The sequence below is a fragment of the Streptomyces griseoviridis genome, assembly GCF_005222485.1.
GTDB lineage: Bacteria > Actinomycetota > Actinomycetes > Streptomycetales > Streptomycetaceae > Streptomyces > Streptomyces hintoniae.
This window is the reverse complement of the sequence record NZ_CP029078.1, coordinates 8,251,889-8,270,593: the sequence shown is the minus strand read 5'-3', so window position 1 is coordinate 8,270,593 and position 18,705 is coordinate 8,251,889. Positions and strand designations below refer to the sequence as shown.

Below are 18,705 nucleotides of genomic sequence, written 5' to 3'. Positions count from 1 at the left end.
CGTCTGTCGGGCGCAGGCATGATAGCCGTATGCACTCTCTCGAGCGGATCGGCCGCTACCGCCTCGAAAGGCGTCTGGGCACCGGCGCGTTCGGCACGGTCTGGCTGGCCCATGACGACGACCTCGACGCGCCGGTGGCCGTCAAGGTCCTCGCCGACAACTGGAGCCACCGCCTCGATGTGCGCGAGCGGTTCCTGACCGAGGCGCGGATGCTGCGCAAGGCCGGCTCCGACCGGGTGGTGCAGGTGTACGACATCGGTGAACTCGACGACGGGCGGCCGTACTTCGTCATGGAGTACGCCGCCGGCGGCACCCTCGCCGAGCTGCTGGACGGCGGTCGGCTGCCGGTGGCGGAGGCGCTGCGGCTGACGGCGGGGGCGGCGCTGGGCGCGCAGGCGCTGCACGAGGCGGGGATCGTGCACCGGGACATCAAGCCGTCCAATGTGCTGCTGCGCTCCTCCCCCGGTGCCGCTCCCCGGGTGCTGCTCGCGGATCTGGGGCTCGCCAAGAGTCTGGCGCGGGCGTCGGGGCTGACGCTGGCCGCGGGTTCCGCCGGGTACCGGCCGCCCGAGCAGGCGGAGCCGGGCGCGGGGATCGACGCGCGGGCCGATGTGTACGGGCTCGGGGCGGTCGGCTACCACCTGGTCACCGGGGAGATACCGGGCGAGCCCGGCAGGGTGGTCGGTCCCGAGCGGCTGCGCCCCGGGCTCGACCCGCGGGTGCGGCGGGCCCTGCTGCGGGCGCTCGCACCGGACCGGGAGCGGCGCTGGCCGGACGCGCGGTCCTTCGCCGAGGAGCTGGAGCGGCTGGCGGACCCCGGTGTGCGGCCGCCCAGGCGCCGTGCCGCGCTGGTGGCGGCCGGTGCGGTGGCGGTGCTGGTGGCGGCCGGGGCGGGGGTGGCGCTGCTGGAGGGACGGGACGGTCCCGGGGCGGTGCGGGTCGCGGACGGCACCGGGCGGGTCACGGCCGAGGTGCCGGGCGGCTGGGACCGGCAGGTGCGGGTCTCGGGCTGGGACCCGGCGGCGCTCGGACTGGCGGACGGCCACCGGCCGGGGTTCGCGGTGGCGGACGACCTGGCGCGGTGGCAGGACCTGACGGCGGAGGTCAACGGCGTGTTCGTGGGCGTGGGCGGGGCGGGCGATCTGACGGCGGCGGTGGACGCAGTCGCCCATCCCGGCTGCCACTACGAGGGCGCCCGCACCCGCAGGGACGGACCGTGGCGGGACCGGGTCCGCACCTGGAGCGGCTGTCCTGGCGGCGCGGGGTCGGTCACGGAGGCCGCGCTCACTCCGGTGGCCGACAGCGCTGGGCCGCAGGTGTACGTGCAGATCCGGCAGAGCGGCGGTTCCCCGCGGGCCGGTCGCATACTCGCTTCCGTACGGGTCGGGAAGTGACACGGACCGCCCCCCGGTCGCGCGAACTTTTCCGGCCCGGCCCGCATCGGACAGGGATGACGGGGCACACTGCGCCGTACGTACCCCCTTGCCGGGGTGCGCGGAGACATCCGGGAGTGTTGAGGAAGATGGCGAACAACTGCACCCGCGTCCGGCACGCGGCCTGGTCGGTGAGCGCGGTCGCCCTGCTCGGGCTGCTGACCGCCTGCGGTGGCGGCGGTGACTCGGCGGGCGGCCCCAGCACCCTGTCGGGGACGGCCGCGCCGGCCACCGGTGGTTCGGCGAGCGGGTCCGCGAGCCCGGCGCCGTCGGCGACCCCGACGGACGGCGCGACGGACGGCACGGCCGGCGCCGAGACGTCCTCGGGCGGCACGCCCTCCGAGGCGGTCTCCGCCTCCGGCAGCGTCAGCACCCGCTGCCACACCTCCGAGCTGCGCGCGAGCATCGGGCGCGACAACCCCGGGGCCGGGCAGGAGAACTTCCCGATCGTCCTGACGAACACGTCGTCGCACAGCTGCACGCTGCGCGGCTACCCGGGCGCCGCCTTCCGGAGCGCGGCGGGCAAGCAGCTCGGCCCCGACCCCAAGCGTTCCTCGGGCTCGCCCGACACGGTGACGCTGACGCCGGGCGCCAGTGCCTGGGCCGGGCTGTCGTTCTCCAACCCGGAGGTCAGCGAGGCGAAGGCGGCCACCCCCGCGTCGCTGCTGGTGACGCCGCCCGACGAGCGGGACGCGCTGACGGTGAAGTGGCCGGGCGGCCAGGTGCCGGTCTCCGGGAACTCCTCGTCGGTCTTCCTGACGGTGTTCGCGCCGGGCACGGGCGCCTGACGGCACACATCTGCGCGGAGTTCTTACCCGGACCTGTTTGGATGGCGCTCCCCGCCCTGATCACGCCGCTAGGAACCCGCCCTGAACACCGCGCTCGCCGAAACGCTGTCCGTAGTCCTCCTCGTCGCCGTGCTCGCGGCGGCGGTGCTGCGCCCCAAGGGGCTGCCCGAGGCGGTGGTCGCGGTACCGGCGGCGGGCATCGTCATCGCGACCGGGGCGATCACGCTCGACCACGCGCGCGAGGAGGTCGAGCGGCTCGGCCCGGTGGTGGGCTTCCTCGCGGCGGTCCTGGTGCTGGCCCACTGCTGCGACGTGGAGGGCCTGTTCCAGGCGTGCGGCGGGTGGATGGCCCGGCACGCGGCGGGCTCGCCGACCCGGCTGCTGACGGCGGTGTTCGTGCTGGCCTCGGTGATCACCGCGGTGCTCAGCCTGGACGCGACGGTGGTGCTGCTGACGCCGGTGGTGATCGCCACCGCGGCTCGGGCGGGCGTCCTGGCCAGGCCCCACCTGTACGCGTGCGCGCACCTGTCCAACACGGCGTCGCTGCTGCTGCCGGTCTCCAACCTCACCAATCTGCTGGCGTTCGAGGCGAGCGGGCTGAGCTTCACCCGGTTCGCGGCGCTGATGGCGCTGCCCTGGGTGGTGGCGATCGGCGCCGAGTACCTGGTGTTCCGGCGTTTCTTCCGCGCCGATCTGGCCGCCCCGCTGCACGCCCCCGAGACCGGTGAGCCGCCCGAGCTGCCGAGGTTCGCGCTGATCACGGTGGGCTGCACGCTCGCCGGGTTCGTGGTGGCGTCCACGGCCGGGATCGAACCGGCCTGGGTGGCCTGCGCGGGCGCCCTGGTGCTGGCCGTGCGGGTCCTGGTGCGACGGCGGGACACGGCGCTGTCGGTGGTGCGGTCGGCGTCGCCCGCGTTCCTCGCGTTCGTGCTGGCGCTGGGCGTGGTGGTGCGGGCGGTGGTCGACAACGGGCTCGCGGACGCCCTGGACCGGGTGCTGCCGTCCGGTCGGGGGCTGGTGGCGCTCATCGGGATCGCGGTGCTGGCCGCGGTGCTGGCGAACCTGATCAACAATCTGCCGGCGGTGCTGGTGCTGGTGCCGTTGACGGCGCCCTCGGGCGCGGGCGCCGTCCTCGCGGTGCTGCTCGGCGTGAACATCGGCCCGAACCTCACCTACGCGGGGTCGCTGGCGACGCTGCTGTGGCGGCGCATCGTGCAGCGGCACGACCAGGAGGTGGCGCTCGGGGAGTTCACCCGACTCGGTCTGCTGACGGTGCCGGCCGCGCTGCTGTCGTCGGTGCTGGCGCTGTGGCTCGCGATCGGGGCGATCGGCGTCTGAGGGACGCCCGCCGCCACCCGGCGCCCGCGCGGAGGGCGTTCGCGCGGAGGGCGCCCGCGCGGAGGGCTCGCTCGCCTAGTGCCGGCCGCCGCCCCCGCGGCCGGGTCCGCCGCCGTATCCGCCGTCGTCGCCCCAGCCGCCGCCGTGGCCGCCGGTCGGGCCGCAGGCGTAGGGGTAGGTGGCGCAGAGGGAGCCGGTCGGGTCCGGGGCGCCGGGGGTGGCGGTCGGGGCGGTGGACGGCTCGCCGGCCGTCGGGGTCGGGGTGGCGGTGGGGCGCGGGGCCGACCTCGGGGCGGGCGCGGCCGGTGGCGCCGTGGTCGCGGCGGTCTCGGCGTCCCAGTTGACGGCCTCCATCTGGAGGTCGGCCTTGGAGGTGTCGAAGACCCAGCGCTGGGTCCTGCTGTCGCTGCGGGTCTTGAGGACCAGCGCGCCGGAGCCGTCGGTGGCGGCGGGGGCCAGCGCGAGGTCCTGGTCGCGGCGGGAGACCAGGGTGCCCTGGAGGGTGAAGTCGTAGCGGACGCTGCGGGCGCCCTGCTCGGCGGCGCCGGTGCAGGGCGCGAGGCGGACCGCGTAGCCGAGGTGGGAGTCGAGGCAGAGGTTGGGGTCCGAGGCGCTGCGCAGCAGTCCGTCGGTCTCGTACGCCCACAGCTGTCCGGCCGCCGACGAGCACTTCTGGAGCGCGGCCTCGGCGCCCTCGGCGGTCCTGCCGCCGACGACGCCGACGCAGAGCCCGGAGTCGAGGTTGTGCAGTCTGCCGTCCAGGGCGGCGTCGGCGGTGGCGCTGGTGCCGGCCCAGGTGCCGTCGCCGTCGGAGGTGCCGCGGCCGGTCTCCGGCGGGCCCGAGGGGTGGGCGCCGTCGGCCGTCGCGTCGCCGCCTGCGCCGAGGGAGGACCAGAGCACCAGCGGGAGCACGATGAGGGCGCCGACCGTCAGGGCGGCCGCGGCGACGTTGCGGCGGCGGGCGGCGGCGCGTCGGGCGGCCTTGTGGGCGGAGCGGCGGGTGACGGCGCGGTGGCCGGGGGCGCGTGCGGGGGCGCCGGGTCCGTCGAAGGACTCGCCGGCCGTCGCGGTGGGCGGCTTCTCCTCGGCGGCGGGTGCGGCCGGGTCGGCCCGGGAGGCGACGTAGGCGTGGGCGCCCCAGCCGAGCACGGCTTCGGCGAGGGCGACGCCGAGGCCGTCGTTGAAGCAGGAGAGCTGGCCCGCCGTGTGGTTGCAGTGCTTGCAGCGGGCGAGGTGGGTGGCGAGGTCGGGGTCGACCTTGACCGCGCCGCGCCGGTAGGTCACGTCGAGCATCCGCAGGTAGCGGTGGCACTCCTGGTCGGGGGCGAGTTCGCGGTGGACCTGGAGGCACTCCTCGCGCAGCCGTTCGCGGCCCCTGCGCAGTTCGACGAGGGCGTCGCGCTCGGCGAGGCCGAGCAGGGCGGCCGGTGCCTGGAGCGGTTCCGACTCGACCTCGACGTGCCAGAGCAGGCAGCGGGCGACCTGGGGCAGCCGCTGGAACGCGCCGGACAGCAGCCGTCGTTCGGCGGGCGGCAGCAGCCGGGCCGCGACCCGGCCGCTGTCCCCGGTGCCGGTCAGCAGGTCGGGGTGGAGCAGTTCGCGGCTGCGGTCGGTGTCCCATTCGGCGGCGATCCTGCGGACGGTGACGAGCAGCCGGGGCCGCCAGGCCGAGGAGGGGCCGGTGTGGCGGATGGACTCGCCGAAGAGCCGGGTGAAGGCGGCGGTGGTGAGCATGCCGGCGGCGCGCGGTCCCGCGGTGCAGAGCCGGGCGTACGCGAAGGCGGCTTCCCAGTGCCGGTCGAGGAGTTCGCCGACCGGCTGCAACGCGGGTGTCGTCCCCGTCCATTTCTTCAGCTCGGCGCTGAGTTGTTCGTCCGTCACCTCGAACCGGGGAGCGGACGTGGGGGAATTCGACAGGCCGGCGTCTTTCACGGCTGCATTCCTCTCAAGGGCATGCGGCATAAAGTCCATACCAGTAGGTATGGGGATCCGGTGTCCGATGCGACGGGATCCTCTGGTACTGGGTTCGGCACCCCGAACACTCCCTCGACTCGGCCCTTTTGGGGCCCGGGGTGAACAGGGGACGCCTCGCGCGCGCAGAAGACCCAGCTTGTTCCGCGCGCCGACAGCCCACACTTTTGCACAGGTCAACTGGGCACAACAAGGCAGCCCCGGGTTTTGTGCATTACGTACGGGAGGCCCTTGTTCGACACATCGTCAATACCGATTGTCCGGGCCGCCGCGCCTTATCGACAAAAAGTCGGCGCGGCCTGCGGCTGACTTTTGTCCAATGCGGTCACGAACCTTTGGACGGCCCTTTCCGCGCACATCCCGACCCCCCGGACGGGCCGCCCGGCCCGGCCCGCAACCTTTGGACCGGCCGCCGCGCGGGCGGCGGGCGGCCGGTCCGTCGCCGCGCGGTTCAGTGGCCGGCGACCGGGTGCGGGCTGTAGGGGCTCTCCAGCTCCGCCAACTCCTCCTCGTCGAGGGTGAGTTCCACCGCGGCCAGCGCGTCCTCCAGGTGCCTGGGCCGGCCCGCGCCGACGATCGGGGCGGTCACCGTCGGCTGGTGCAGCAGCCAGGCGAGGGCGATCTGCGCGCGGGACACCCCGCGCCGCTCCGCGATCCGGGTGACCGCCTCGACGACGGTGCGGTCGCCCTCCTGGTAGAGCCGGCCGCCGAAGGCGTCGGTGGAGCTGCGCTCGGTGACGGTGTCCCAGTCCCGGGTGAGCCGGCCGCGGGCCAGCGGGCTCCACGGCAGGGTGCCCACCCCCTGGTCCGCGCAGAGCGGCAGCATCTCGCGCTCCTCCTCGCGGTAGAGCAGGTTGTAGTGGTTCTGCATGGAGACGAACCGCGTCCAGCCGTACCGCTCGGCCGTGTACTGCATCTTGGAGAACTGCCACGCGTACATCGAACTCGCCCCGATGTAGCGGGCCTTGCCCGCCTTGACCACGTCGTGCAGCGCTTCCATCGTCTCCTCGACCGGGGTGTGCGGGTCGAAGCGGTGGATCTGGTAGAGGTCGACATGGTCGGTGCCGAGGCGGGTGAGGCTGTGGTCGATCTCCGTGAGGATGGCCTTGCGGGACAGACCGGCGCCGTTGGGTCCCGGGCGGGTGCGGCCGTGCACCTTCGTCGCCAGCACGATCTCGTCCCGCTGGGCGAAGTCGCGCAGCGCCCGGCCGACGATCTCCTCGCTGCTGCCGTCGGAGTAGACGTTCGCGGTGTCGAGGAAGTTGATCCCCGCCTCGATCGCCTGACGGATCAGCGGGCGCGAGGCCTCCTCGTCGAGGGTCCACTCGTGATTGCCGCGGTCGGGACGGCCGTAGGTCATGCAGCCCAGACTGATCCGGGACACGTCCAGGCCCGTCGAACCGAGCTTCACGTACTGCATCGTTGCTGCTCCTGCCGTCGGGAGAGGTCTTGGGTGGAGCGTACGTCGTGCGGCCGGGCGGAAGCGCTCCGCCACCCGTCGGCACTTGACGGCGGCCGGGCACCGGCTGTTTGATCCGTGGACGTGCCGGCGCGACTCGCGCGGTACCCAGAGGTACGCCCAGCCGGTAGCGGACATGCTCCAAGTCCGGCCAAAGTCGCCAGGAACCCCTTCAGCGGGTCCGAGGCGGGGACGTATCCGCGATTGATGGAGCGGAACATGCCCGCCATGGGTGTATCCCGCGTCGGAGGTCTCGGGACGGCCGTGGGCGCTTGCCTGGCTCTCGTCCTCGGAGCGACCGGCTGCGGCCCTTCCCCCGATTCCTCCGAGCGCGCCGGATCGTCGGTCCCGACGCCGACGGCGTCGTCCGGCGGCCACGACACGCCGGTGTCCGGCACGCCGAAGGCGGACGGCGGTGCGAGCGCCGGCCCGTCCGAGGCGGTCGGTTCGGCGACCGCGACGGCGCGGACGACGGCCGGCACGCCGTCGAAGGGCACGTCCGCCGCCAAGACGGTGCGGCTGCCGCCCAGGCACGCCGGGTTCGACTACCAGATCGGCGGCGCCTACCCCCCGCCGGCCGGCGTGAAGATCGTCAGCCGGGACCGGACCGCCTCCCCCGCGCCCGGCCTGTACAACATCTGCTACGTCAACGCCTTCCAGTCCCAGCCGGGCGAGAGCTCCTCCTGGCCGTCCGACCTGCTGCTGCGGGACGGCGACGGCGAGAAGGTCGTCGACGAGGACTGGGGCGAACCGCTGCTCGACATCCGCACCGCCGCCAAGCGCGAGCGGGTCGCCGAGCGGGTCGGCCGGTGGATCGACGGCTGCGCCGACAAGGGCTTCGACGCCGTCGAACCCGACAACTACGACAGCTACACGCGCTCCTCCGACCTGCTGAGCGCCAACGACGCCGTCGCGTTCATCGCCCTGCTGTCGAAGCGCGCGCACGCCCGCGGACTGGCGATCGGCCAGAAGAACACGGCCGAGCTGACCGGGCAGCGCGAGAAGGCGGGGCTGGACTTCGCGGTCGCGGAGGAGTGCGGGGCCTGGGACGAGTGCGGGACGTACGCCGACGCCTTCGACGACCGGGTCGTGGTCATCGAGTACACGGACGCCGGACTGCGCAAGGCGCTCTCGGGCTACGGCGACCGGCTGAGCATCGTGCGCCGCGACGTCATGGTCTCGAAGCCGGGCAGCGCCGACTACGTCCGCAAGGTCGGCTGAGCGCCGTGGCGAGCGGGATGTCCAGGCGCCGGGTACTGCTGGGAGCCGCCGCGCTCGGCGCGTTGAGCGGCTGCGGCACGGGCGGCTCCGACGGGGTCGGGGCCGACGGACGGGTGACCGTGGAGCTGTGGCACGGGCAGTCCGACACCGGCCGCAAGGCGATCCAGGCGCTGGTCGACGAGTTCAACCGCACCCACCCGTCGATCCGGGTGAACGCGGGCGGCGGCGGGGTCCTGGCCGACGCGATGCTCCAGAAGGTGACCGCCGCGCTCGCGGCCGGCTCCTACCCGGACATCGCCTACATCTTCGGCTCCGACCTGGCGAACGTGGCCCGCAGTCCCCGCGTGGTCGACCTGACGAAGGCGCTGCGCGAGGGCCCCACGCCGTGGAGCGCCTACTGGAAGCCGGTACGGGACGCGATCACCGTCAACGGACAGGTCAGGGCGGCGCCCGCGCTGCTCGACTCGCTGGCCGTGGTCTGCAACCGGACGCTGTTCAGGCGGGCCGGGGTGCCGCTGCCCGAGGCGGGCTGGACCTGGGACGACTTCACCGAGGCCGCCCGGCGGCTGACCGACCCGGGCAAGGGCGTCTTCGGGACCGGCTGGCCAGGCACCGGCGACGAGGACACCGTGTGGCGGCTGTGGCCGATGCTCTGGGACCTCGGCGGAGAGGTCGTCGCCCCCGACGGCGCCCGCATCGGCTTCGCCGACCAGGGCGTCAAGGCCCTGGGCACGCTGGAGACGCTGGCCCGCGACCGAAGCGTCTACGTCGACCCCAAGCCGGGCGGCGAGCAGATGTACCAGGTGTTCCTCAGCGGACGGATGGCGATGGTGCCGACCGGACCGTGGCAGCTCCCGGACATCAGCGCCGCCCGGGTCGACTACGCGGTGGTACCGCTGCCCTCCTACAGCGGCAAGCCGGTGACGATCTCGGGTCCCGACACCTGGACGGTGTTCGACAACGGCTCGGCCAGGTCGCGGGCCGCGGTGGAGTTCGTGCGCTGGCTGACCCGGCCCGCCCAGGACGTGCGCTGGGACTCATCGGCGGGCAGCCTGCCGCTCACCACCACGGCCGCCGAGCGGCCCGAGTGGCGTCGGCACAGCGACCGCACCCCCGGCCTCGACGTCTTCACCGACGCCCTGCGCACCGCCCGTGTCCGCCCCGTCCACGCCGCGTACCCGCAGATCTCGCAGGCGCTCGGCGAGGCGATCGTGTCCGTCCTGCTCGGCCAGGACTCCCCCGCCCGCGCGCTCCACAAGTGCGCGGAGAAGGCCGACGCGGCCCTGCGGATCCCCCGATGACTTCCCCGGTACGGGAGCCCGTCATGTCCACACTGCCTCGCGCCCTCACCCTGCCGCCACGGACCGGGACGACCCCGGCCGAGGCGCGCCGGGCCGCCCGCCGCCGGTCGCGCCGGGACCGCGCCACCGCCTGGGCGTTCATCAGCCCTTCGGTCGTCGTGATCCTCGGCCTGAGCGTCGTGCCCGTCGTCTGGTCGCTGCTGCTGTCCTTCCGGGCGGACGACCTGGTGACGCCAGGCCGCTGGGTCGGCCTCGACAACTACCGCGCCCTGGCGCAGGACCCCAACTTCCGCACAGCGGTCGGCAACACAATCCAGTACGCGGCCCTGTACGTGCCGCTGAGCCTGGTCGGCGGCCTGGCCCTGGCCATCGCGCTCAATCGGCGCATCCGCTTCGTCGGCCTCTACCGCACCCTGGTCTTCGTGCCGTTCGTGGTGTCGGCGACGGCGCAGGGCGTGCTGTTCTCCTTCATCCTCGACCCCGACTTCGGCGTCGCCAACTCGCTGCTGCACCATCTCGGCGTCTCCCGCCAGGGTTTCCTGTCCGATCCGGGACAGGCCATGTTCCTGCTGGTGCTGATCTCGCTGTGGAGCGGCGTCGGCTTCTGTGTCGTGGTCTATCTGGCCGCCCTCCAGGACGTGCCGCCCGAACTCGTCGAGTCCGCCCGCCTGGACGGCGCGAACCTGCGTCAGGTGCTGCGGCACGTGACGCTGCCCGCGCTCACCCCGGTCACGGTGTTCCTGCTGCTGTGGCAGCTGATCTCGGCGCTCCAGGTCTTCGACCTGATCTATGTGACGACGAAGGGCGGGCCGCTCGGTTCGACGACCGTCGTCGTCTACTTCGTCTGGCAGCAGGCGTTCCAGATGTTCACGGCCGGCTACGGAGCCGCCGCCGCGTACGTCCTGGCGCTCGCGCTGCTGGTGTCGGGCGGCGTGCTGCGGCTGGTGCGCGCCCGTGAAGGCCGTGTGGAAGGAGGCCGCTCGTGAACCCGTCGACCCCGCGCAGACCGTCCCTCGGCTGGCATCTGCTGCTCGCGCCGCTGGCGTTGGCGTTCGCGCTGCCGCTGGTGTGGCTGGTGCTCAGCTCGGTCATGTCGGACGCCGAGATCAACCGGTTCCCGCCGGCCCTGTGGCCGCACGGCATCGATCTGAGCGGCTACCGGTACGTGATGGGCAACGCGCTGTTCCCGCGCTGGTTCGCCAACTCGCTGATCGTGGCGGTGGTCGCGGTCACCTCGAACCTGCTGTTCGGGGCGCTCGGCGGCTACGCGTTCGCCCGGATGCGGTTCGGCGGCTCCCGGCTGCTGCTCGCCCTGATGCTGGCGACGATGGTGGTGCCGTTCCAGCTGACGATGATCCCGACGTTCCTGGTGATGAAGTGGCTCGGTCTGATCGACACGTTGGGCGCGCTGATCGTGCCGTCGCTGGTGACGCCGTTCGCGGTGTTCCTGTTCCGGCAGTTCTTCCTCTCGCTGCCCCGGGAGATCGAGGAGGCCGCCTGGATCGACGGGTGTTCGCGGCTGCGGGTGCTGTTCTCGATCGTGCTGCCGCTGGCCCGGCCCGCGCTGGCCACGGTCGCCGTGCTGACCTTCCTCACCGCCTGGAACGACCTGTCGTGGCCGCTGATCGCGATCAATCACGACACCGTGTACACGCTCCAGTTGGGGCTGACCACCTTCCAGGGCCAGCACCACACCAAGTGGTCGGCGGTGATGGCCGGGAACGTGATCACGGTCCTGCCGGTGCTGGTGGCGTTCCTGCTGGCCCAGCGGACCTTCATCCAGTCTCTGACGTCGAGCGGAATCAAGGGGTGACCGGCATGACCTATGACCTGGTGGTGATCGGGGACGTCAACCCCGACGTGGTGGTCGGTCCGGTGACCGGCCTGGCCTTCGGGCAGCGCGAACAGCTCGTGGACCACGGGCGGTTGGTGCTCGGCGGGTCCGCCGCGATCATGGCGTGCGGGGCGGCGCGGCTCGGGCTGCGGGTCGCGTTCGCCGGACGGGTGGGCGACGACGCGGCGGGCGTCTTCGTGCGCGGGGAACTCGCGGAGCGCGGGGTGGACGTCAGCCGGCTCACCGTCGATCCCGGTCTGCCCACGCCGCTGACCACGATCCTCACGACCGCCGACGGCGACCGGGCGGTGCTCACCGCGCCCGGCTGCCTGACCGCGACCGGCCCGTGGGACGTGCCCGCCGACCTGCTGGCGGCGACCCGGCACGTGCACGCGGCGTCGTTCTTCCTGATGCCGCGGCTGGCCGAGGGGCTGGCCGCGCTGTTCGACCGGGCGCGGGCGCACGGCGCGACCACCTCGCTCGACACCAACGACGACCCCGCCACCCGCTGGGACCACGCCCTGCTCGACCCGGTCCTCAAGGCGACCGACGTGCTGCTGCCGAACGCGGCCGAGGCGCTCGCCCTGTCCGGCGAGTCCCGGGTCGCCGACGCGGCCCTGGCCCTGGCCCGCTACGGGCCGACGGTGGTGGTGAAGGACGGCGCGCGCGGCGCCCACGCCCAGCACGGCGACGAAGCGCTCCGGGCGGCCGCGGTGCCGGTGGAGCCGTTGGACGCGGTGGGCGCGGGAGACAGCTTCGACGCCGGTTTCGTCGCGGCACGGCTGCGCGGGCTCGATCTCCGCGCGTCCCTGGCGATGGCCGCGGCCTGCGGATCGCTCTCGACACGCGCTCACGGTGGTACGGCGGCCCAGCCGACGTGGGACGAGGCATGGGCCGTCACTGATCTGAAAGGAACTCGATGAAGATCGCATTCGTGGGAGCGGGCAGCGTGGTGTTCACGCAGGGCCTGCTGGCGGACCTGTTCGCCTTCCCCGAACTCGGGAACGCGCGGATCGCGTTGCACGACATCGACCCCGAGCGGCTCGCGACGGCCGAGGGCGCCGCGCGGTTCATCGCCGGACACCGGGGCGCGAAGCCGGAGATCACCACCCACCTGGACCGGCGGGCGGCGCTCGCCGACGCCGACTTCGTCATCAACATCGTCCAGGTCGGGATGGACGCGGCCACCAGGACCGACTTCGACGTCCCGGCCCGCTACGGGGTGCGCCAGACGATCGGCGACACGCTCGGCGTCGGCGGTGTCTTCCGGGCGCTGCGCACCTTCCCCGTCCTCAAGGGCATCGCCGAGGACATGGCCGAACTCTGCCCGGACGCCCACCTGTTGAACTACACCAACCCGATGGCGATGAACGTGCTCTATCTGAGCCGGATCGCCCCCGAGTTGAAGGTGACCGGTCTCTGCCACTCGGTGTACTGGACGATGCACGACCTGTCCCGGCTGGTGGGCGTGCCCTTCGACGAGGTGACCTACCTCGCGGCGGGCGTCAACCACCAGGCGTGGGTGCTGCGTTTCGAACGCGAGGGCAAGGACCTGTACCCGCTGCTCGACGAGGTGATCGCGCGGGACCCCGGGCTGCTGCGCCGGGTCCGCGTCGACATGTACCGCAGGCTCGGGCACTATCCGACCGAGACGAGCGAGCACTCCTCGGAGTACGTGCCCTGGTACCTGTCCCACGAGGAGGAGGTCGAGCGGCTGCGGCTGCCGGTCGGCGCCTATCTGGACATCATCAAGGAGAACGCGGCGAGTTACGAGGAGACCCGTGACGCGCTCGCGGCGGGGCGCCCGCTGCCCGTCGAGGGCACCATGGAGTACGCCCCGCAGATCATCCACAGCGTCGCCACCGGGACGCCCCGCACGGTCTACGGCAATGTGCCCAACCGCGGTCTGATCGAGAACCTCCCGGCGGACGCCGCGGTCGAGGTGCCGTGCCTGGTCGACGGGACGGGTGTGCGGCCGACCCGGATCGGTGCCCTGCCTCCGCAGTGCGCCGCCCTGAACCGGTCGTACGTCTCGGTCACCGACCTGGTGGTCAGGGCGGCCACCGACGGGGACCCGCGGCACATCAGGCACGCGATGATGGCCGACCCCGCGACGGCCGCCGCGCTGCCGGTGGAGCGGATCTGGGACCTGTGCGACGACCTGGTCCGGGCCCACGGGGACCTGCTCCAGCCGGAGTTGCGGGCCGTGCTGGGCCACTGAACGACGGCCGGCCGGGCGCCGGCCCGACCGCCCGCGGGGCTCTCGCGAAAAGGGGGCCTCGCGGGCGCTCGTCTGCGGCGGCGGGAAAGGGCGGACGCCCGTCCGGCCGGGCCCGGCCGCCTCAGAGCAGGTCGCCCTCCTCCAGTTCGACGCCGTCGACGGTGACCCGGTCCGTGCGTTCGGAGCCTCCGACGACGCGGATCCAGCTGTCGACGGTGAGTGCGCCGTCCCGCAGCTCGAAGCGGAAACCGCCGTACATGCCGGGGACCGGGAACCAGCAGACCGGGTGGTCGAGTTCGGTCAGCGGTTCGAGTTCCGGCAGGCGCAGCGCGTTCCAGGCGGGGATGTCGGAGCCGCGGCCGTCGTCCGCGCGGAAGCGGATCAGCCGGTGCAGATGGTCCTGGAGCCGCTCCAGGTCCTCGGGCGGCAGCGGTTGCCGCGGGCGCGGCACGAGCAGGTCGGTGAGGTGGTGGTGGCCGCGCTCGGTCGCGAGGTCGAGGGCGCGGCGTCCGTCATGGGTGCGGAAGGTGCGCCAGGCGCCGTGGTCGATCAGCCACTGCGCCACCTCGACGGGCGCGCCGTGCCAGGCGGCCTGGTGGAACGGGCTGAAGCCGCTCTTGCCCTCGATCCGCCCGAAGTTGACCCATCCGCGCTCCCGGTCGAGGATGTCGAGGACGGTGTCCCAGTCCGCGTCACGGGCGGCGTCGGCGAGCCGGTCCCGCTCGGCCACCACCTTCTCCTTGTAGGTCGACCGACGGGTGACCCCGTCCCATTCCGCACTCCGCTCACCAGCCATGGCGCCGAGTGTAGGGATGGGTGCACCGGTCATCGAACCAGTTCGAACGCCCGCTCCCACCCGAACTCCGGCCGCTGCCGCGCCGTTTCGGGTGCGCCGGAGTGGCGCGCCGCGTCGGACGCCCCTTCCGCGCGGCCGGTTCAGGCTGTCCCGGTAGCCGGGGTGGACGGCCGACGCGTCGGCCCGTCACGGGAGGTACGGCGACCGGGACGCCCAGGGCCCGTCGTGTGGATCAGGCGGCGCCGAGGCGGGGCGGCCTCTCGCCCGATCCGAGCGGGTCAGGACGCGTGCGGCCGCGAGGCGGAGGAGAGCGTCGGCCAACCGGAAAGGGTCCCCCGTGTTCGAGGCGCCCGGCCGCCGCTCCCCCGGCGGGTTCAGCCGTCGGTGACGGAGATGGCCCGCACCGGGCAGGCCCGTGCCGCCTCCCGCACCAGCGGCCCACCGTCGTCCGCGCGGCCCGGCAGCAAGGCGCTGTATCCGTCGTCGTCCTGGGTGAAGACGTCCGGGGCGGTGAGGGCGCACTGGCCCGCGCCGATGCAGACGCCGGTGTCGATGTCGATGCGCATGCCCTGAGCCTCTTACCAGGTCACGGGGAGTTCCAGCATCCCCTGGATGGTGTCGCCCGGTTTGCAGGGGATCTCCTCGGCCGGCACCGCGAGGCGCAACCCGGGCAGCCGGGCGAAGAGCGTGTGCAGGGCGATCTCCAGCTCGGCCCTGGCGAGGTTCTGGCCGAGGCACTGGTGGATGCCGAAGCCGAACGCGACGTGGTGGCGGGTCGGCCGGTGCCAGTCGAGGGAGTCGGGCTCGGGGTAGACGCCCTCGTCGCGGTTGATGACGGACGTCGCGAAGAGGACGCCGTCGCCGGCCCGGATGACGGTGTCGCCGACCGCGATGTCCTCGGCGGCCCGGCGCATCAGGCTGTCCGCGATGGACAGCATCCGCAGCAACTCCTCGACGACGCCGGGCAGCAGGGCCGGGTCGGCCTTCAACTCGGCGAGCCTGCGCGGGTTCTGCAGGAGCGTGTAGGTGCCGAGGGAGATCATGTTGGCCGTCGTCTCATGGCCGGCGATCAGCAGGATGGTGGCGAAGGAGATGACCTCCTCGCGGCTCATCCCGCCCGTCCTGAGCCTGCCGTGGACGAGTTCGTCGAGGACGCCGTCGCCGGGTTCGGGCTGCTTCAGCTTCTGGTCGATCAGGTCCTCGAAGTAGGCGTCGAGACGCGCCCGCGCGTCCAGCAGGTCGGCGCCGGTCGGGCCGCGCAGCAGCCGGCGGGACTGTCCCTCGAAGAAGTCGTGGTCGGCGTAGGGCACACCGAGCAGGGCGCAGATCACCGTGGAGGGGACGGGCAGCGCGAAGGCGGTCACCAGGTCGGCGGGCGGGCCCTGGGCGATCATCGCGTCGATGCGCTCGTCGACGATCTCCTGGATGCGCGGGCGCAGTTCGGTGGCCCGGCGCAGGGTGAAGCGGGGGACCATCATGCGCCGCTGGGTGTGGTGCACCGGGTCGTCGACGCCGAGCAGGGCGACGGTGCGCCCGCGGGCGGCGGTGAAGCGCTCGGTGAGCGCCGGGAAGTCGGGGTGGGTGCGGTCGGTGGAGAGCCGCGGGTCGGCGAGCAGTTCGCGGGCGAGTCCGTGCCCGGTGACCAGCCACACCTCCCGGCCGTCGTAGAGGGTGACGCGGGCCAGCGGCCGGTCGCTCCGCAGCGGGTCGTAGCCGGTGGGCGGCTGGTAGGGGCAGGTCCGGGACTGGGGGAAGGCGACGGGTTGCGTTTCCGGCATGGCTGACCTCGCAGACGGAAGAGTTGCGCCGTGCAGATCTTTATTAGATGCCCGAGGCACCTATGCGGCGATGTGAAGTTCGGCCAGATCGGTGGCGCCGCCGATCTGGCCGGGGACGCTCGCTCAGGATTCGAAAACCGGCGGTCCTGGCGTCCGCGCACGCCGTGAACCGGCCATGGCCGTCCGCCGTGCCGGCGGTGTCGGGGCGGGCGGGAGTGGCGCGATGACACGGGAGGTGATCGGGTGTGGAAGCGGGTAGCAGCGCGGTAGGGATGAATGTGGCACGCACCGGTGGTTGACCATGGTGCGTGTCAGTGACAGCACACAACGATGGGACGGATGCCACATGCCTCTTGAGGGCGAGTACGAACCCAGCCCGCAGCAGTGGGTACGCGAACAGGTGGAGCTGTACGAGAGCTCCGGCGGCACCCGGGGCACGACCCTCATGGACACCGGACTGCCGGTCATCCTGCTGACCACGCGGGGTGCCAAGAGCGGCAAGATCCGCAAGACGCCCCTGATGCGGGTCGAGCACGACGGCGAGTACGCCGTGGTCGCCTCCCAGGGCGGGGCGCCCACCCACCCGGTCTGGTACCACAACATCAAGGCCGACCCGCATGTCGAGCTCCAGGACGGCCCCGTCAAGCAGGACTTCACGGCCCGCGAGGTCACCGGCGCGGAGAAGGACGCCTGGTGGGACCGGGCGGTCGCGGCGTACCCGCCGTACGCGGAGTACCAGGAGAAGACGGACCGCGCGATCCCGGTCTTCGTGCTGGAGCGGTCGGGCCGCTGAGCCCGCACCGGCGGGCGGACACCGGGCCGCCGGCCCCCGTGAGCGGGGGCCGGCGGCCTTGTCGTCCGTGCCGGTGAGAGGGGCGGGCGCAGTCGCGGAGCGTCCCGGGGCAGAAATCCGGTCCCGGGCCGCATGAAGCCGTGGCGCTCGGGCACCCGACGGTCAGGCCCCGCCGCGTTCCCCCGTCGCGGCGGGGCTCTCCGCCGTCTCCTGGGCGGCCCGGTCCGTGATGTCGAGGAAGATCTGATCCGCCTCCGTGACGGTGTTCGCCAGTGACCGCTTGATCCGGACGGCGACCTCCTCGACCTGTTCGCTGTCCATCCCGGGCACCAGGTCGACCCGCGCCGCCACCAGGGCGCTGTCCAGGCCGGTCTTCATCGTGAACAGCGCCTCGACGCTGTCGATCTCGGGCTGCGCGGACAGCACCGCCCTGATCCGGCGGTCGGCCTCCGGATCGGCCGCCTCGCCGATCAGCTGGTCCCTGGCCTGGCTGCCGAGGTGGTACGCGACGAAGACGAGCAGCGCGCCGATCCCGAAGGACGCCGACGCCTCCCACACCACGTCCCCGGTCACCATGTGCAGCGCCATCCCGGCGGCGGCGAGCGTGACGCCGAGCACCGCCGTGCCGTCCTCGGCGATCACCGTGCGCAGCGCCGGGTCCCGCAGCCCGCTCAGGCCGCCCTGCTGCCGCGCCTGGTGCAGCGCCCGCAGCAGCGAGAGGCCCTCGGCGACGAACGCCACGCCGAGCACCACGAGGCCGATCACATAGCCGTCGAACGTCTCGTCCGCGCCGTTCCTGAGCGCCTCGTAGCCCTGGAAGAACGAGAAGCAGCCGCCCATCACGAAGATGCCGACGGCGGCGAGCAGCGACCAGAAGAAGCGCTCCTTGCCGTAGCCGAAGGGGTGCCGCCGGTCGGCGGGGCGCCTGCTGCGGCGCAGGGCCGCCAGCAGGAACACCTCGTTCATGCTGTCGGCGACCGAGTGCGCGGCCTCCGACATCAGCGCCGGGGACCCGGCGACCAGACCGCCGACGGCCTTGGCCGCCGCGATGACGAGGTTGGCGGCGAGCGCCACCAGTACGGTGACCCGCGTGCTGCGGTCCTCCTGCTTGCCCGGGTCCTGACCCGGTTCCCGCTCTGGTTCCTGCTCCGGGTCCTGCTGCGCGCCTGTCCGCTCCATGCCCGCCGACTGCCCCTCCGGGCCCGGCTCACACCCTTTCGACTCTCGTGGGCATACGTGACACCGTCGGACGGGAAGCCCGGTCCGAGGACGACAGGAGAAAGACGTGGCCAGGAAGAAGAACAAGCAGCTCAAGCTCCCGCTCGCCTACAAGCCGGTCGGTCTCGCGGTGGGCTGGGCGGGCGGGGCGCTCGCGGGTCTCGCGTTCCGCAGGACCTGGGAGGTCATCCGCCACGAGGACGACGCGCCCGACCCGCTGGACCGCGACCGCGGCTGGGGCGAGATCCTGCTCGCCGCCGCGATCCAGGGGGCCCTGTTCGCCGTCGCGAGCAGTGTGGCGTCCAGGGCCAGCGCGAAGGCGATCGAACGCTCGACGGGGGTCTGGCCGACCGGCGACCGCACCTGACAGGAGCCGGCACGCCCCTGTTCGGCCGGGTTCCGCCACGGGTCAAACCCGTGCGGCCCGGCCGGGACGGGGAGTTGGCGGATTCTGTGTCGGCGGGCGGTGAACCCTTCACCGGATCTCCGAAGGGGCGGCTTTCGGCCGGGGGCGGAAGTGTACGCAGGTCACATGGGTTGAGCAGTAACCGACA

The 18,705-nt window shown here is 73.1% G+C and carries 17 protein-coding genes; 11 read left to right on the top strand and 6 right to left on the bottom strand.

The annotated features are described in order from the left end of the window. Nucleotides 1–29 precede the first annotated feature (29 nt). The 3 genes from DDJ31_RS35735 (at nt 30) to DDJ31_RS35725 (ending at nt 3,559) form a co-directional block, all read left to right on the top strand. Entirely contained in the window at nt 30–1,394 is a 1,365-nt protein-coding gene (locus DDJ31_RS35735; protein WP_127176276.1) for a serine/threonine-protein kinase, read from the top strand. A gap of 128 nt (nt 1,395–1,522) precedes the next feature. Continuing rightward, nucleotides 1,523–2,221, top strand: coding sequence for a DUF4232 domain-containing protein (locus tag DDJ31_RS35730; protein WP_127176277.1), 699 nt, complete (start codon nt 1,523–1,525; stop codon nt 2,219–2,221). Nucleotides 2,222–2,302: 81 nt separating this feature from the next. Then, nucleotides 2,303–3,559, top strand: a complete 1,257-nt coding sequence (locus tag DDJ31_RS35725; protein WP_127176278.1) for an arsenic transporter — start codon at nt 2,303–2,305, stop codon at nt 3,557–3,559. 75 nt (nt 3,560–3,634) lie between these two features. Here the strand turns inward: DDJ31_RS35725 and DDJ31_RS35720 are convergent, their stop codons facing one another. Together DDJ31_RS35720 and DDJ31_RS35715 are read right to left on the bottom strand one after the other, a co-directional pair. Further along, the gene (locus DDJ31_RS35720; protein ID WP_127176279.1) at nt 3,635–5,491 is read right to left on the bottom strand and encodes an RICIN domain-containing protein; all 1,857 of its coding nucleotides are present in this window, start codon (nt 5,489–5,491) and stop codon (nt 3,635–3,637) included. A 490-nt stretch (nt 5,492–5,981) separates the two neighbouring features. Beyond that, nucleotides 5,982–6,950 carry an aldo/keto reductase gene (locus tag DDJ31_RS35715; RefSeq protein WP_127176280.1) on the bottom strand — a complete coding sequence of 323 codons (969 nt, stop codon included), beginning with the start codon at nt 6,948–6,950 and terminating at the stop codon, nt 5,982–5,984. A gap of 426 nt (nt 6,951–7,376) precedes the next feature. On the opposite strand from DDJ31_RS35715, the gene DDJ31_RS35710 reads away from it, so the two are divergent. From DDJ31_RS35710 to DDJ31_RS35685, 6 genes are read left to right on the top strand one after another with little or no spacing between them, the layout of a single operon-like run. Further along, the gene (locus DDJ31_RS35710; protein ID WP_431026686.1) at nt 7,377–8,210 is read left to right on the top strand and encodes an endo alpha-1,4 polygalactosaminidase; all 834 of its coding nucleotides are present in this window, start codon (nt 7,377–7,379) and stop codon (nt 8,208–8,210) included. A 17-nt stretch (nt 8,211–8,227) separates the two neighbouring features. After that, on the top strand, nt 8,228–9,511 hold the full coding sequence (locus tag DDJ31_RS35705; RefSeq protein ID WP_127176282.1) for an ABC transporter substrate-binding protein: 1,284 nt from the start codon (nt 8,228–8,230) through the stop codon (nt 9,509–9,511). 23 nt (nt 9,512–9,534) lie between these two features. Further along, nucleotides 9,535–10,497, top strand: coding sequence for a carbohydrate ABC transporter permease (locus DDJ31_RS35700; protein ID WP_127176283.1), 963 nt, complete (start codon nt 9,535–9,537; stop codon nt 10,495–10,497). Continuing rightward, complete coding sequence (locus DDJ31_RS35695; RefSeq protein ID WP_240677962.1) at nt 10,494–11,324, top strand: carbohydrate ABC transporter permease; 831 nt, start codon at nt 10,494–10,496, stop codon at nt 11,322–11,324. The genes DDJ31_RS35700 and DDJ31_RS35695 overlap by 4 nt, the downstream gene beginning before the upstream one ends. A 5-nt stretch (nt 11,325–11,329) precedes the next feature. Further along, the gene (locus DDJ31_RS35690; RefSeq protein WP_127176284.1) at nt 11,330–12,268 is read left to right on the top strand and encodes a carbohydrate kinase family protein; all 939 of its coding nucleotides are present in this window, start codon (nt 11,330–11,332) and stop codon (nt 12,266–12,268) included. Next, a complete protein-coding gene (locus tag DDJ31_RS35685; RefSeq protein WP_127176285.1) occupies nt 12,265–13,566 on the top strand; it encodes an alpha-glucosidase/alpha-galactosidase in 1,302 nt (433 codons plus the stop codon). Before DDJ31_RS35690 ends, DDJ31_RS35685 begins: the two co-directional genes overlap by 4 nt. Nucleotides 13,567–13,687: 121 nt before the next feature. Here DDJ31_RS35685 and DDJ31_RS35680 read toward each other — a convergent pair whose 3' ends face one another. The 3 genes from DDJ31_RS35680 to DDJ31_RS35670 form a co-directional block, all read right to left on the bottom strand. After that, nucleotides 13,688–14,362: an ankyrin repeat domain-containing protein gene (locus DDJ31_RS35680; protein ID WP_206280609.1), complete on the bottom strand. Its 675-nt coding sequence runs from the start codon at nt 14,360–14,362 to the stop codon at nt 13,688–13,690. 374 nt (nt 14,363–14,736) lie between these two features. Beyond that, entirely contained in the window at nt 14,737–14,928 is a 192-nt protein-coding gene (locus tag DDJ31_RS35675; protein WP_127176286.1) for a ferredoxin, read from the bottom strand. A gap of 12 nt (nt 14,929–14,940) precedes the next feature. Further along, complete coding sequence (locus tag DDJ31_RS35670; protein WP_127176287.1) at nt 14,941–16,140, bottom strand: cytochrome P450; 1,200 nt, start codon at nt 16,138–16,140, stop codon at nt 14,941–14,943. Nucleotides 16,141–16,486: 346 nt separating this feature from the next. On the opposite strand from DDJ31_RS35670, the gene DDJ31_RS35665 reads away from it, so the two are divergent. Further along, nucleotides 16,487–16,933 (top strand): nitroreductase family deazaflavin-dependent oxidoreductase, encoded by a 447-nt coding sequence (locus DDJ31_RS35665; protein ID WP_127176288.1) that lies wholly within the window; start codon nt 16,487–16,489, stop codon nt 16,931–16,933. A 162-nt stretch (nt 16,934–17,095) separates the two neighbouring features. Here the strand turns inward: DDJ31_RS35665 and DDJ31_RS35660 are convergent, their stop codons facing one another. Beyond that, the gene (locus DDJ31_RS35660) at nt 17,096–18,112 is read right to left on the bottom strand and encodes a cation diffusion facilitator family transporter (RefSeq protein WP_127176289.1); all 1,017 of its coding nucleotides are present in this window, start codon (nt 18,110–18,112) and stop codon (nt 17,096–17,098) included. Between the two features lie 106 nt (nt 18,113–18,218). Here DDJ31_RS35660 and DDJ31_RS35655 point away from each other — a divergent pair, with 106 nt between their 5' ends. Then, complete coding sequence (locus DDJ31_RS35655; protein ID WP_127176290.1) at nt 18,219–18,518, top strand: DUF4235 domain-containing protein; 300 nt, start codon at nt 18,219–18,221, stop codon at nt 18,516–18,518. Nucleotides 18,519–18,705 lie beyond the last annotated feature (187 nt).

What these genes read in the sequence shown, in the direction of transcription:
- DDJ31_RS35735 (WP_127176276.1), top strand. Translation starts at nt 30, where the DNA reads ATGCACTCTCTCGAGCGGATCGGCCGCTACCGCCTCGAAAGGCGTCTG.
- DDJ31_RS35730 (WP_127176277.1), top strand. Translation starts at nt 1,523, where the DNA reads ATGGCGAACAACTGCACCCGCGTCCGGCACGCGGCCTGGTCGGTGAGC.
- DDJ31_RS35715 (WP_127176280.1), bottom strand. Translation starts at nt 6,950, where the DNA reads ATGCAGTACGTGAAGCTCGGTTCGACGGGCCTGGACGTGTCCCGGATC.
- DDJ31_RS35705 (WP_127176282.1), top strand. Translation starts at nt 8,228, where the DNA reads ATGTCCAGGCGCCGGGTACTGCTGGGAGCCGCCGCGCTCGGCGCGTTG.
- DDJ31_RS35700 (WP_127176283.1), top strand. Translation starts at nt 9,535, where the DNA reads ATGTCCACACTGCCTCGCGCCCTCACCCTGCCGCCACGGACCGGGACG.
- DDJ31_RS35690 (WP_127176284.1), top strand. Translation starts at nt 11,330, where the DNA reads ATGACCTATGACCTGGTGGTGATCGGGGACGTCAACCCCGACGTGGTG.
- DDJ31_RS35685 (WP_127176285.1), top strand. Translation starts at nt 12,265, where the DNA reads ATGAAGATCGCATTCGTGGGAGCGGGCAGCGTGGTGTTCACGCAGGGC.
- DDJ31_RS35680 (WP_206280609.1), bottom strand. Translation starts at nt 14,362, where the DNA reads ATGGCTGGTGAGCGGAGTGCGGAATGGGACGGGGTCACCCGTCGGTCG.
- DDJ31_RS35675 (WP_127176286.1), bottom strand. Translation starts at nt 14,928, where the DNA reads ATGCGCATCGACATCGACACCGGCGTCTGCATCGGCGCGGGCCAGTGC.
- DDJ31_RS35670 (WP_127176287.1), bottom strand. Translation starts at nt 16,140, where the DNA reads ATGCCGGAAACGCAACCCGTCGCCTTCCCCCAGTCCCGGACCTGCCCC.
- DDJ31_RS35665 (WP_127176288.1), top strand. Translation starts at nt 16,487, where the DNA reads ATGCCTCTTGAGGGCGAGTACGAACCCAGCCCGCAGCAGTGGGTACGC.
- DDJ31_RS35660 (WP_127176289.1), bottom strand. Translation starts at nt 18,112, where the DNA reads ATGGAGCGGACAGGCGCGCAGCAGGACCCGGAGCAGGAACCAGAGCGG.